A 12,536-nucleotide genomic window follows, 5' to 3' on the forward strand; every position below is an offset into this window, starting at 1 on the left:
CCGCTCCCGGAAGGCAATCCCATGGCAACGTACGCTGAACCCGAGGTCTGGTTCCTCACCGGCAGCCAGGGTCTGTACGGCGAGGACACCCTTCGGCAGGTCGCCGACCAGTCCCGACAGATCGCCGCGCAGCTCGACGAGTGCCCCGGCATCCCCGTCCGGGTGGTCTGGAAGCCGGTCCTGACCTCCAGCGCCGACATCCTCGCGGCCTGCCGCGACGCGGCCGTGCAGGGCGCGGTGGGAGTGATCGCCTGGATGCACACCTTCTCGCCGGCCAAGATGTGGATCTCCGGTCTGGACGCCCTGCGGACACCGCTGCTGCACCTGCACACCCAGGCCAACGTCCGGTTGCCGTGGGACGACATCGACATGGACTTCATGAACCTCAACCAGGCCGCGCACGGTGACCGGGAGTTCGGCTACATCCAGACCCGACTGGGTGTCGCCCGCAAGACCGTCGCCGGGCACGTCAGCGACCCCCGGGTGACCTCCCGGATCGGTGCGTGGGCCCGTGCGGCGCTCGGGTACTCGGCGATGCGTTCGCTGCGGCTGGCCCGCTTCGGCGACAACATGCGCGACGTGGCCGTGACCGAGGGCGACAAGGTCGAGGCGGAGCTGCGTTTCGGCGTGTCGGTCAACACCTACGGTGTCAACGACCTCGTCTCGGTGGTCGACCAGGTGCCCGGGGCGCAGGTCGACGACCTGGTCAAGGAGTACGACGACACCTACCGGAGCGACCCGCGGCTGCGGCCCGGCGGGGACCGCCACGACGCCCTGCGCTACGCCGCTCGCCTGGAGCTGGGTCTGCGCACGTTCCTGGACGAGGGCGGCTTCCGCGCGTTCACCACGAACTTCGAGGACCTGGGCGGCCTGCGCCAGCTACCCGGCATCGCCGTGCAGCGGCTCATGGCCGACGGCTACGGCTTCGGTGGAGAGGGCGACTGGAAGACCTCCGTGCTGGTGCACACGCTCAAGGCGATGGCGGTCGGGGTCCAGGGTGGTACCTCCTTCATGGAGGACTACACCTACGACCTCACCCCGGGCCACGAACTCGTCCTCGGCGCCCACATGCTCGAGGTGTGTCCGTCGATCGCCGGGGACACGCCGAGCATCGAGATCCACCCGCTGAGCATCGGTGGGCGCGAGGACCCCGTGCGGCTGGTGTTCGACGCCGCACCGGGCCCGGCGGTGGTGCTCGGCATGGCCGACCTGGGCGACCGTTTCCGCCTGGTGGCCAACGAGGTCGACGTGGTCACGCCGCCGCACCCGCTGCGGAAGCTGCCGGTGGCCCGTGCCGTGTGGCGTCCCCGCCCGCACCTGGCCGGTTCGGCGGAGGCGTGGATCACCGCCGGCGCGCCCCACCACACCGTCCTGTCCCGGGCGGTGGGCGTGGAGGAGCTGCACGACCTGGCCGAGATGACCCGTACCGAGCTGGTGGTCATCGACGCCGACACCGAGCCGCGACGCTTCGCCAACGAGATCCGGTGGAGCCAGGCGTACCACCGGCTCGCCCGGGGGCTCTGACCGTCCTGTTCTCCGTGGGCATCGGCCCGGCACCCTCGCCCGGCTGAGGACGGCAACACCGGCGGAGGGCATCCGCCGGCCCGTGAACCTGCCGGCGGGCTGCTCCGCGCCCTGCCTCGGGCGCGGAGCAGACCCGCCGGGTGGCAGGTCGGACGTGATGTCCGGCCCGTGGGCGGTGTGGCATCTGGCGTAGACTGTCCGCGATCCGGCGTCGGCCAGCGGAAGACACTGCCGTGGCGGCTGCGAGAGCGACCTCGTGCCCACCGGGCCGGCCCTGCCGACGCCGACTGGGCGCGGCCGTCGACCGGGCTGGTGGGGAAGGTGAGGTGGCCGTGCGCGGTCCTGCGATGACGGATGTGGCGCGCCTTGCCGGCGTCTCCCACCAGACGGTGTCGCGGGTCCTGAACGGGCATCCCAATGTGCGCGAACAGACCCGCCTCCGGGTCCAGGCCGCGATCGCGGAGCTCGGCTACCGTCCCAACCGGGCCGCCCGTGCGCTGGTCACCGGCCGTTCCCAGGTGATCGGCGTGGTCGCCCAGAACACCACCCTCTACGGCCCGGCCTCCCTGCTCGCCGCCCTCGAACAGACGGCCGCCGAGGCGGGCTTCGCGGTCAGCGTCGGCAGCGTGAGCGACCTCGACCACCAGTCGATCTCGGCGGCGGTCGAGCGGCACCTCGCGCACCGGGTCGCCGGCATCGTGGTGATCGCGCCGGTCGAGTCGGCGGGGGAGGCCCTCGAACGGCTCCCCAAGGACGTGCCGCTGGTCACCGTCGACGGCGACCCGCGCCGGCCGGTGCCCCTGGTGACGGTCGACCAGGTCGCCGGCGCCCGCGCCGCCACGCAGCACCTCCTCGACGCCGGGCATCGGACGGTCTGGCACGTGTCCGGGCCTTCGGACTGGTTCGACAGCGCGGGCCGGATCGACGGATGGCGCGAGACGTTGCGGGCGGCGGGGGCCGAGGTGCCGCCCCTGCTGCCGGCGGACTGGTCGGCAGCCGCGGGGTACCGGTGTGGGCAGATGTTGGCCCGGATGCCCGAGGTGACCGCTGTCTTCACCGCCAACGACCACCTGGCGCTCGGTGTGCTGCGGGCCCTGCACGAGCACGGCCGGCGGGTACCGGACGACATCAGCGTGGTCGGCTTCGACGACGTGCCGGAGGCGGCGTACTTCATTCCGCCGCTGACCACCGTGCGACCCGACTTCGTCGCGGTCGCCCGGGCGAGCCTCGATCTGCTCCTGGCCCAGATCGAGACGGACACCGCCGGTCCGCTGCGGCAGACCATCGCGCCCACCCTGGTCGCCCGCCGCAGCGTCGCCGCCCCGCCCCGGCGCTGACCCGGGCAGCAGTCCTGCCGCCGCCTCGGCGTCGATGAGGCGGTGCCCGCGCGACGCTTGCGTTGGCCGCCGGCAGGCACCGCGTCGTCGATATCTAAATGAAACGCCAGCGCCGGTCGGCTGCGGCGCCGTCGTCGGCGAGGACGACCGGCGCGCCCTGGCCGCCGGAGCCGCCGACGCCGAGGACCCGGCCAACGCTGGCGCACTGGATGCGGAAGTAGCCGTTGCCTCCGTGGCGCAGCCGCCACCGGTGGTCGTTCGTGCCGTTGTCGGCCCACTGGACGATGCGGGCTCCGGCGACGCCGGCGCCGCCCTCGACGCCGAGCACCTTGCCACTGTGCGCGTTCCGCAGCCGCAGGTAGCCGCCGGTGTCGACGATCGCGGTCCAGAGGTGGTCGGCGGTGCCGCTGTCGCCCCACTGGAGGACGAGCCCGCCGTCGGCGGTGGACATGTTCTGTACGCCGAGCACGAGTCCGCTGGCCAGGTTCTGGATCCGGCGTGCCCCGTTCGGCAGGAACCGCCACTGGTTGTCGGGGCTGCCGTTGTCCGGATCCTGCACCGCCAGGGCCCCCTGCCCGGTGGAACCACCGGCGATGCCGAGCACCTTGCCGGTGTGCACGTTGCGTAGCTTGTGACTGCCGTCGCCCACGTCGACGACCGTCCAGAGGTGGTCGGCGGTGCCGTTGTCCGCCCACTGGAGGACGCGCGCGCCGTCGGCGGTGGACATGTTCTCCACCCCGAGCACCTTGCCGCTGTTGACGTTGCGCAACCGGATCGCCGACCCGTCGACGAGGATCTGCCAGTCGTGGTCGGCGGTGCCGGTGTCGCCCCACTGAAGGGCGAGCCCACCATCGGCCATGGACATGTCCTGGATGCCGAGCACGAGCCCGCTGGCCGCGTTGACCAGGCGGAAGCTCGCGGCGGTACCGCCGCCGGTGTGCCAGTAGACCGTGTAGTTGTGTCCGTGGGCGTCGTAGAAGGGCCCGAGGCTGACGGTGGCGCCGTTGCCGACGGCGGTGAACGCGAGCGCGTCGCTGCTGGTCCGGGTGATCGAGGCGGTGTCCAGCGCCGGTGGTCCGCCCAGGGTGGTGTTGCCGAAGTTGCCCGAGAGCACCACCGGGCCGTACGTGATCGCCTGGACGGCCGCGTTGTCGTTGGCCGCTCTCGTCGCGACCCGCATCGGCAGACGGACCGTCACGACGTCCCCGGGCGTCCAGGACCGGGTCAGGCTGGCATAGCTGCCCGGGGTCGTGGCGATGTCCTGCGTGGTGCCGTTGACGCGCACCGTGGCTCCCTGCGTCCACGCCGGGATCCGGATCCGCATCGTCCAGGACCCGCCGGCCGACCCGGTGACGGTCAGGGCGGTGGTGTCGCCGACCGGGTACGAGGTGGCCTGGGTGACCGTGATCCCGCGGCTCGTCCAGTCGAGCACCGAGGGCATGAAGAGGTTCACCGTCAACGTGGTGCCGTGGTGGAAGTAGATGGAGTCCATCAGCGTGGTGTTGGTCTCCAGGCCGGTGCCCTGGCAGCACCAGAAGGAGTGGTAGTCCGTGCTCCACGTGCCGCCGCCCCACGCCGGTCCCACGCCGCGCCGCCCGCCGGGGTTCAGCGGCGTGAAGTAGGTGACGTGCCCGTGCCTGTCGGCCGGGTTCTGCTGGCCGATCAGGTGGTTGAGCAGTGCCCCTTCGTAGAAGTCGAAGTACGCGGCGCGGGTCGGGTCCAGCGTCCACAGCTCCCGGGTCAGCTTGAGCATGTTGTACGTGTTGCACGCCTCGCAGGTGTCGGTGCGCAGGTAGCCGGCGATGGCGTGCGCGGCCCGGAAGTGTTCCGCCTGGCTGTTGCCGCCGATCGCGTAGGTGTGGGCGTCGACCGTGATGTTCCACGCGTTGGTGGCGATGTCCCGGTAGCGGGTGGTGCCGGTGGCCTTGAACTCCCGGGCCGCGCCGATCCACTTGGGCACCTGGGTGTTGGCGTGCAGGCCGGCGAGCTGGTCCTGGTTCGCCGCGAGCGGGTCGAGCGCGGCGGCGTGGTCGAACCGCTGGGCGGCGGTCAGCCACCGATCCTGGCCGGTCTGCTGGTACAGGTCGGTCAGGACCGCGTTCATGCCGCCGAACTCGGTGCTCAGCATGGCCTGCAGCTGGGTCCTGGTGAGCCGGCTGGTGCGCCGGTCGACCCAGTCGGCGAGCGCCAGCAGCACGTCGCGGGCCTGCGGATCGCCGATGAGACGCCACACGTCGAGCAGTCCGGCGAGCGTCTTGTGGATGCAGTAGTACGGCACGTTGCCGTTGCTCAGCGTCCGGGTCTCGAGGGCGGTGAAGTCGGACTCCGGGAACCCGGACAGGTACCCGGCGCCGAAGCCGGCCGCGGCGTTGTTGGCCTGGCACTTCGCCAGCTCGGCCACCATGTGGGTGGCCTTGTCCCGGCAGGTGGTGTCGCCGAGCACCGCCCAGGCGTGCGCCCAGGCGGTCAGGAAGTGGCCCTGCACGTGGGTGCGGAACGGGAACGTCGGGGCGTCCCAGCCGCCGGTGGCGGCGGCACCGGCGGTGGAGAGGCGATGGTTGAGGCGGAAGTTGTAGAGCAGCCGGTCGACGTCGACGAACCGCAGGTAGGTCAGCGTCCGGGTCTGGTTGTCCAGCCAGCGGCTGGCGGTCAGCCGTACCTGGCCCGGATCGAACGCGTGCGCGGAGACGCCGAGGTCGGGCCGGACCGGGGGCAGCGCGGCGCGGGCGGTGCCCTCAGCGGCGAGGGGACCGACGGCGGAACCGGCGACGGAGGCGACGGCTGTCGCGCCGGCGGTGCGCAGGAGGAGTCGACGGTTGAACGGGGGAGAGGACATCACAGCCTCCGTGGCGGGGCGTCGAAGGCGGGCCGTGCGAGCTGCCGGGGAGCCGGCGGCGCCGTGCGGGCCTTCGGATCGGGTGGTGGGCCGGGTCTCACGTCCGGCGGTGGCGCGGGGGTGGCGTGGCGGGCTGCGGAGGGCGCGCTCATCGGGCCGATCCGCAGCACGTAGCCGGCGTGGCGCAGGTAGCGGTCCGGGAGGCCAGCCGGAGAGCGCGTCCGTTCTCCGGCGGGTGCCGGGCGCGGGCGCCCTCGCCCCGACGATCGCCGAGGCGGGCGGGCTCCGATACTCTCCATGGAGATGGGTGGATGTTATCGCTAACATAAGCGCTGGTGTGCGCCTCCGCAAGGCTTCCGAGGGCCCCGGGCGCCCGGACGACGCACCCGCCGGCCGTCACAAGTCCCAGCCACCGGTGCCGTGGTCAGCGACCGTGCTCGCGATACTCCTGTGCTGACATGCCATAGGTGGCCCGAAAGAGCCGACTGAAGTGCGCTCTATCTGGAAATCCCCATCGCGCAGCTATGGCGTAGATCGGCTGTCTCGCCATCAGCGGAGTGGCCAGATCACGGCGACAACGCTCCAGACGCTGCCGCCGGATCAGTTCCGCGACCGTGACGTCCTCGCCCTCGAACAGTCGGTGCAGCGACCGCAGGGACACGTGATGGGCGGCAGCGATCGTTCGCGGGGTCAACTCCGGATCGCCGAGGTGCTTCTCGATGAAACTCCGGATCTGCATCCGCAACGTGCGCTGGTGAACCTCATTCGGCAGGATCTCCGGGCGATCCAGGAGCTGGGCCAACGTACCGGCCACCAGATCCACCGCCATCGCGCCCAGCATGACGGCCGCGGAGGCCTGGTACTGCTCCGGATACCTCATAAGGCGACGTACGAACTGGGCCAGCAGCGCGGGCATGCCCGTGTCGGACGGAATCGACGTGGCGAGCAACCGTCGAATCCGGTCCGCCGGCAGCGACAACGCCTGATGGGGGATCACGATGGAGATGGAGCCCGCGAGATCCGGCCCGGTCGAGAGATGGCGACCGACGAACGGCCGGCAGTTGTCGATGAACGTGAACGACGCCGGTTCGACGGCCGAGTGGTTGCGATCCTGGCTGATCGCGCTGTCGCCTGCCGTGGTCAGGACGAACTGGTAGTTGTCCGGTTGGGTCGTGCGCACCAGTTTCGAGGTCCGCCTGGTGTCCAGGGTCGGGTACCGCAACCCGGCCAGCTTCACGCTTCCGAGATCTATGCTCCTGGCCTGAGCGACGAAGTCGTCCAGGTGCGGACTGCTGATGCGCGCAGGAGCCGCCTGCGACTCGATCACCTCGTACCAGCAGGCGAACCGATCGCGTGGTGGAAGCAGCGACGTGTCGAGAACCTGGCAGGGCAGCACCTCGTCACCCCACCCCCTCACGTCCGCCGATCTTGGCGATCGTACCCAGCTGCATCAGGTGGGGCTTGTCGGCGAGGTGACCGGCCGCCACCCCGATGCCGTCTGCCTCGCGCCGGTCCGCCCCATCCGGACTGCCCACGCCACCGGGGCCCCCGGTGACGTCCCGGGGTCTTCAGACCAGGAGACGCTCCCGCATCCTTGCGCCCAGGTTGATCGCGCCCACCGCCCGGGGGCCGTTCGGATCGTGCACGTCGAAGGCGTTGTTGCGGCGCATCAGCTCACGGACCGGAGGTGGCAGCCGGGGCGGATCGTCCATGGTCGCGAGGATCTGCCCGGCGCTCGTGATCAGACGGTCGGCCAGGACCGCGGCGTCGGTGTCTATCCGTACCCGGCCGTACTCCCAACTGGCGGTGGTGAGGTCGAGCACCTCGAAGACGTGGGTCACCAGCGGGTTCGGGTCGGTCACCCGGTCGAGCCGGGACGCCTGGCTGCCGACCACCGCGACGGCGGCGGCCACCTGCGCGTACGGGTGGAAGCCGCACGGCAGGGTGAACAGCGGCCACCGCAGGGACGCGCCGGCCTCCGCCCACAGCGGCCGGTAGTTCCGGCGGTTCACCAGGAGCCGCCGGCCCGTGCGTCGGTGAACCTCGTGGGCCTGGGTCTGTAGGTCCGCGTGGGCCTCGTCGGCGACCTGGCTGACGATCCGGGCGGCCACCACCAGGCCGTCGTCGCCGTCCAGCATCTCGGTGACCGCACCGACCTGCTCGGAGAAGCGGAGCTGCGCGCGGGCGCCGTACCGGTGCTGGACCTCCCGTAGCAGCGCCTCCTGCCGCCCCGCATCGAGCTGGACCCGTCCGTCGCCCAGTAGCCGCTGGAGCCAACGCATTTCGCCTCGTTTCAGCAGAGCCGTCCCGGACCGCGGCAATGCTAGTGCGTCAGGCTTCCCTCGTGCCGACGGGGTGGCTGACCGCGTCTACCGCGAACAATCGCCATCGATATTGACGTTCGACGACGGCACGGACAGAATCACGGCACCCATCATGATCCCCTCTGGGAGATGCCATGACCCGTCCCCGCCTGCCGTTGCTCCGGGCGGCCAGCCGGCTCGCCGCGTTCGCCGCGGCCACCGCCGGTGTGCTGCTCGCCTTCGCCGTGCCGGCCAACGCCGCCGCACCCACCGGGCGCTACGTCGCGCTCGGTGACTCGTACACCTCCGCTCCGCTGGTCCCCACCCAGGTGGACCTGAACTGTCTGCGCTCCAACCGCAACTACCCGTCGCTGGTCGCCGCCTCCGCCGGCTCTTCGTCGTTCGCCGACGTGAGCTGCTCCGGCGCCACCACCGAGGACATCCTCGTCGGCGGCAGCGGCGCACTGGGCATCTCGCTGCCGCCGCAGCTCAGCGCCGTCACCTCGAACACGAGCCTGGTCACCGTGCAGATCGGCGGCAACGACATCGGCTTCTCCGGCATCATCAGCGACTGCGCGGAGGCGAGCCTCAGGAGCCCGCTCGGATCCCCGTGCAAGAACCGGTACACCGCCGGAGGCGTGGACCAGTTGCAGGCCAGGATCGCCGCCACCGCGCCGAAGGTGACCGCCGTGCTGCAGGCGGTCCGCCGGGCCGCCCCGGACGCGCGGGTCGTGGTGCTCGGGTACCCGGCGATCCTGCCCGACAGCGGCTACGGCTGCTGGCCGGTGGTGCCGATCGCCTACCAGGACGTGCCGTACCTGCGCAGCGTCCAGAAGTCGCTGAACACGATGCTCGCCGCCACCGCGGCCGCGAACGACGCGAGCTATGCCGACGTCTACGCCCCGTCGGTCGGCCACGACACGTGCAAGAGCAGCGGCACCCGGTGGGTCGAGGGGCTGATCCCGCAGAACGCCGCCGCCCCGTTCCACCCCAACGCCAGGGGCGAGCAGGGCATGGCCAACGCGCTGCTGGCCAGGTTGAACAGCTGACCGGCACATCCGCCGGCGGGGGACGGGTCCGTCCCGTGCCACGTCCGGGCGGGGGGCACGTGGGCCGCGCCCGCCCTCCGCGCCGGACGAGGGTCGTACCGCCGGGGTAGATGTCGTCGGCCCGTCGGGCGAAGCCGCGCTCTGCCCGGTCTCCGGACCGGCCAGAGCCGGCCGCCGCCTCCCGCGCAGGGTCCGCGGACCCTGCCGATTCCGGGCCGGGGTCACGCGAGGATGTGATGGCCCGCTTTGACGACCTGGTCGTACTCGCTGCGCCGGGCGTCGTAGGCGGCCTGCAGGAAGGTCTCCGAGTCCGGTCCCACCGGCAGCCGTAGCGGCGGCGACTCCAGCTGACCGAGCCGCCAGACCACGTCCGCGAAGAGCGCGGGGGAGTTCACCTCGACCTTGGTGTTCATGCCGCGCAGCGCGCCGAGCAGGCCGTCGCTGACGGGCGTGTAGTCCGCGATGCGGTGCTCCGGCATGACCAGGTTGGCGCTGTATCCGGTGGCGAAGCCGCCCGGCTGCAGGATGGTGACCCTCACCCCGAGGTGCCCGGCCTCGGCGGCCAGCGACTCGGCCGCTCCCTCCAGCGCGAACTTGCTCGCCGTGTAGGCGGCCAGCCCGGGAAAGGGGACCACACCGGCGACCGAGCTGACGAAGACCGCGTGCCCGCGGCGCTGCTCGCGCCACACCGGCAGTACGGCCCGGGTGAGCCGCCACGGCCCGAAGACGTTGGTGTCGAACTGCGCGGCGAGTTCCGCGTCGGAGACCTCCTCGAAGGTGCCGAACTGCCCGTAGGCGGCGTTGTTGACCAGGACGTCGACGCCGCCGAAGACGTCCACCGCCCGCTCGACCGCCGCCGCGCACTGCGCCGGATCCCGTACGTCCAGGGCGGCGGCCACCACGTTGCCCGGATGCCGGGCCACCAGTTCGTCGAGGGTTCCCGGTCGCCGGGCCGTCGCCAGCACCTGTTCCCCCTCGGCGGCGAGCCGGGCCGCGAGGGCCCGACCGAGCCCGCTCGAACACCCCGTGATCAACCATCGCTTCGCCATCGCCCTCGACCTACCCAATCCGACGGGTCACCTGTCGAGTGCAGAATGTCAGGGTCGTTGGCGCGGGTGAAGGGACAGCGACTGTCGCCAACCGGTTCGTCGGGTATCCGGCGCACCCGCCCTCCGCCACCACCAGGTCCGGGAAGTGCCGGTCGTCGACAGCCCGATCGTGCCCGAAGCCTCCCGCCTACGCAGGGACCGTCTGCGGATCACCGGCGGCGTCCTGGGCGGCCATGGTCTCCTGCCGGCGGGGTTCCTCGCGCAGGACGGCGCAGTGCAGCCACGTGTCGGGGATGCCGAAACCGTCCACGAGCGTCCGCATGTGCGGGCGCAGCTCTTTGAGCAGACCGTTGACCACGCCGGTGATCGCCTTGGCGCGGGCCGGCGTGAGACGGCCGTGCTCCAGCAGCCACCCCTTGTTGGCCTCGATGACGCTGAGCGCGTACAGGTCACAGACCCGGGCGAGCAGCGCCTGCACCGCCGGGTCGGCGGTGTCCTCGATGCCCGCGACGAACGCCTCGAGGGTGACCCGGTCGATGTGCGCGGCGGCGACGGCGAGGACATGGTCCTGAACGTCGTTGAAGATGTCGAAGGGACGGTCCTTCTTCGTGGCCGCGCCGTTGCGCAGGCGGCGGACCGCGCCGTCGAGGAGGTGGCTCTCGCGGTCCTCGAAGACCTTGAGCTGCCAGCCGCGGTCGGTGACGGCGACCTCGTCGTCGCGGCCGGGCACGGCACTGATCAGCCGTTCGATGAGCGACCGTGCGGCGGTGCGCTCGAGCACCATCTCGCGGACCTGTTCGGCGACGAAGGAGGCGCGCCCCCAGCCGTCCAACGAGCCGAACTCGTCCCGGTAGCCGGTGAGCAGTCCCTTGGCCACGAGTTGCAGCAGCACCGTGTTGTCGCCTTCGAACGTGGTGAAGACGTCGGTGTCGGCCTTGAGGCTGGGCAGCCGGTTCTCGGACAGGTAGCCGGCGCCGCCGCACGCCTCGCGGCACATCTGGATGGTGCGGGTCGCGTGCCAGGTCTGCGCGGCCTTGAGACCGGCGGCCCGGGACTCCAGTTCCCGTTGCCGGTGCTCGTCGACCGGCCCGTCGCCGCCCTGCACCTCGCTGACCGCGGCGACCAGTTCGGCCTGGGCGAAGTGCAGCGCGTACGTGGTGGCCAGGGCTGGCAGCAGCTTGCGCTGGTGGGCCAGGTAGTCGTTGAGCAGCACCTCCCGGTCGGCGTCGGGCGTGCCGAACTGGCGGCGGATGTCGCCGTAGCGCACCGCGATGGTCAGCGCCGACTTGGTGGCCGCCGACGCGGCGCCGCCCACGCTGACCCGGCCGCGGACCAGGGTGCCGAGCATGGTGAAGAAGCGCCGGGAGTCGTTCTCGATCGGGCTGGAGTACGTCCCGTCCTCCGCGACCTGACCGTAGCGGTCCAGCAGCATGTCCCGGGGCACCCGGACGTGGTCGAAGCTGAGCCGTCCGTTGTCGACGCCGAGCAGGCCGGCCTTGGGTCCGGCGTCGCCGATGCTCACGCCGGGCATCGGGTTGCCCTGCGGGTCGCGGATCGGGACCAGCCACGCGTGTACGCCGTGCCGCCGCCCGTCGGTGATCAGCTGCGCGAAGACCACCGCCATCCGCCCGTCCCGGGCCGCGTTGCCGATGTAGTCCTTGCGGGCCGCCTCGTGCGGAGTGTGCAGGTCGAACGTCTGCGTCCGCGGATCGTACGTGCAGGTGGTGCGTAGCTGCTGGACGTCGGAGCCGTGGCCGGTCTCGGTCATGGCGAAGCAGCCGAAGATCTCGCCCGAGACGATGTCCCGCAGGTAGGCGTCGTGGTGCCGCCGGGTGCCGAGGGCCGCGACCGCGCCGCCGAACAGGCCCCACTGCACGCCCGCCTTGACCATGAGCGACAGGTCGACCTGCGCCAGCATCTCGCTGGCGACGATCGAGGCGCCGACGTCGGATCTGCCGCCGTACTCGGTGGGGAAGGCCGACGCGATACCCAACCCGACGGGGAGCCGGGTGAGCAGCCGGCTGATCCGCTCGCGTGCCTGGTCACCGGTCTCGCCGTAGACGGGGAGGAAGCGCGCGTCGAGGTCGTCCCGGTGCGCGTTGCGGACCTCGGCCCACGGTCCGTCGAGCACTTCCTGCAGGCGGGCGAGGTCGATGCGGCCGGACGCGTGATCGGGCATGGTCACCTCTCGGGACGGCGGACAAATGGGTACTTCTTTACCAAATCAAGAGTACCGGCTGGCTACGGTGACCCGGCGAGCGAGACCGCGGTGAGACGGGACACCATCGCCGCGCGCCCACTGAGCGCGACCGCCCCCGTCGTGGTGAGGCACCTACCCGTACGCGGTGGAGGCGCAAACGCCCGGCACGTCCGCCGCCGGGGCCCGTCACCTTCCCCGACGCGAATCGTCACGAGGCTGTCGTATTGCCGGCGAAGCG

Annotated in this window: 8 protein-coding genes; 3 read left to right on the forward strand and 5 right to left on the reverse strand. The window is 71.6% G+C overall.

The window, feature by feature from the left end:
• Positions 1 to 21 precede the first annotated feature (21 nt).
• Positions 22 to 1,524 carry an L-arabinose isomerase gene (araA, locus tag KBX06_RS17410; RefSeq protein ID WP_210836096.1) on the forward strand — a complete coding sequence of 501 codons (1,503 nt, stop codon included), beginning with the start codon at positions 22 to 24 and terminating at the stop codon, positions 1,522 to 1,524.
• A gap of 347 nt (positions 1,525 to 1,871) precedes the next feature.
• Positions 1,872 to 2,861, forward strand: a complete 990-nt coding sequence (locus KBX06_RS17415) for a LacI family DNA-binding transcriptional regulator (RefSeq protein WP_210836098.1) — start codon at positions 1,872 to 1,874, stop codon at positions 2,859 to 2,861.
• Positions 2,862 to 2,955: 94 nt separating this feature from the next.
• Here KBX06_RS17415 and KBX06_RS17420 read toward each other — a convergent pair whose 3' ends face one another.
• The 3 genes from KBX06_RS17420 to KBX06_RS17430 all read right to left on the reverse strand — a co-directional run bounded on the left by KBX06_RS17420 (position 2,956) and on the right by KBX06_RS17430 (position 7,979).
• Positions 2,956 to 5,697 (reverse strand): beta-L-arabinofuranosidase domain-containing protein, encoded by a 2,742-nt coding sequence (locus KBX06_RS17420; protein ID WP_210836100.1) that lies wholly within the window; start codon positions 5,695 to 5,697, stop codon positions 2,956 to 2,958.
• A 424-nt stretch (positions 5,698 to 6,121) separates the two neighbouring features.
• Positions 6,122 to 7,093, reverse strand: a complete 972-nt coding sequence (locus KBX06_RS17425; RefSeq protein ID WP_210836102.1) for a helix-turn-helix domain-containing protein — start codon at positions 7,091 to 7,093, stop codon at positions 6,122 to 6,124.
• A 172-nt stretch (positions 7,094 to 7,265) separates the two neighbouring features.
• Positions 7,266 to 7,979 carry a hypothetical protein gene (locus KBX06_RS17430; RefSeq protein WP_210836104.1) on the reverse strand — a complete coding sequence of 238 codons (714 nt, stop codon included), beginning with the start codon at positions 7,977 to 7,979 and terminating at the stop codon, positions 7,266 to 7,268.
• Positions 7,980 to 8,155: 176 nt separating this feature from the next.
• On the opposite strand from KBX06_RS17430, the gene KBX06_RS17435 reads away from it, so the two are divergent.
• A complete protein-coding gene (locus KBX06_RS17435; protein ID WP_210836106.1) occupies positions 8,156 to 9,049 on the forward strand; it encodes an SGNH/GDSL hydrolase family protein in 894 nt (297 codons plus the stop codon).
• A gap of 221 nt (positions 9,050 to 9,270) precedes the next feature.
• Here KBX06_RS17435 and KBX06_RS17440 read toward each other — a convergent pair whose 3' ends face one another.
• Both KBX06_RS17440 and KBX06_RS17445 read right to left on the reverse strand, forming a co-directional pair.
• Positions 9,271 to 10,098 carry an SDR family oxidoreductase gene (locus KBX06_RS17440; RefSeq protein WP_210836108.1) on the reverse strand — a complete coding sequence of 276 codons (828 nt, stop codon included), beginning with the start codon at positions 10,096 to 10,098 and terminating at the stop codon, positions 9,271 to 9,273.
• Between the two features lie 187 nt (positions 10,099 to 10,285).
• Positions 10,286 to 12,277 (reverse strand): acyl-CoA dehydrogenase, encoded by a 1,992-nt coding sequence (locus KBX06_RS17445; protein ID WP_210836109.1) that lies wholly within the window; start codon positions 12,275 to 12,277, stop codon positions 10,286 to 10,288.
• Between the last annotated feature and the right edge of the window lie 259 nt (positions 12,278 to 12,536).

This window comes from Micromonospora sp. C31, assembly GCF_018070575.1.
In the GTDB taxonomy this organism is placed as follows: Bacteria; Actinomycetota; Actinomycetes; order Mycobacteriales; family Micromonosporaceae; genus Micromonospora.

Coding starts and splice junctions, on each gene's coding strand:
- araA (WP_210836096.1), top strand. CDS start 22: ATGGCAACGTACGCTGAACCCGAGGTCTGGTTCCTCACCGGCAGCCAG.
- KBX06_RS17415 (WP_210836098.1), top strand. CDS start 1,872: ATGACGGATGTGGCGCGCCTTGCCGGCGTCTCCCACCAGACGGTGTCG.
- KBX06_RS17420 (WP_210836100.1), bottom strand. CDS start 5,697: ATGTCCTCTCCCCCGTTCAACCGTCGACTCCTCCTGCGCACCGCCGGC.
- KBX06_RS17430 (WP_210836104.1), bottom strand. CDS start 7,979: ATGCGTTGGCTCCAGCGGCTACTGGGCGACGGACGGGTCCAGCTCGAT.
- KBX06_RS17435 (WP_210836106.1), top strand. CDS start 8,156: ATGACCCGTCCCCGCCTGCCGTTGCTCCGGGCGGCCAGCCGGCTCGCC.
- KBX06_RS17440 (WP_210836108.1), bottom strand. CDS start 10,098: ATGGCGAAGCGATGGTTGATCACGGGGTGTTCGAGCGGGCTCGGTCGG.
- KBX06_RS17445 (WP_210836109.1), bottom strand. CDS start 12,277: ATGCCCGATCACGCGTCCGGCCGCATCGACCTCGCCCGCCTGCAGGAA.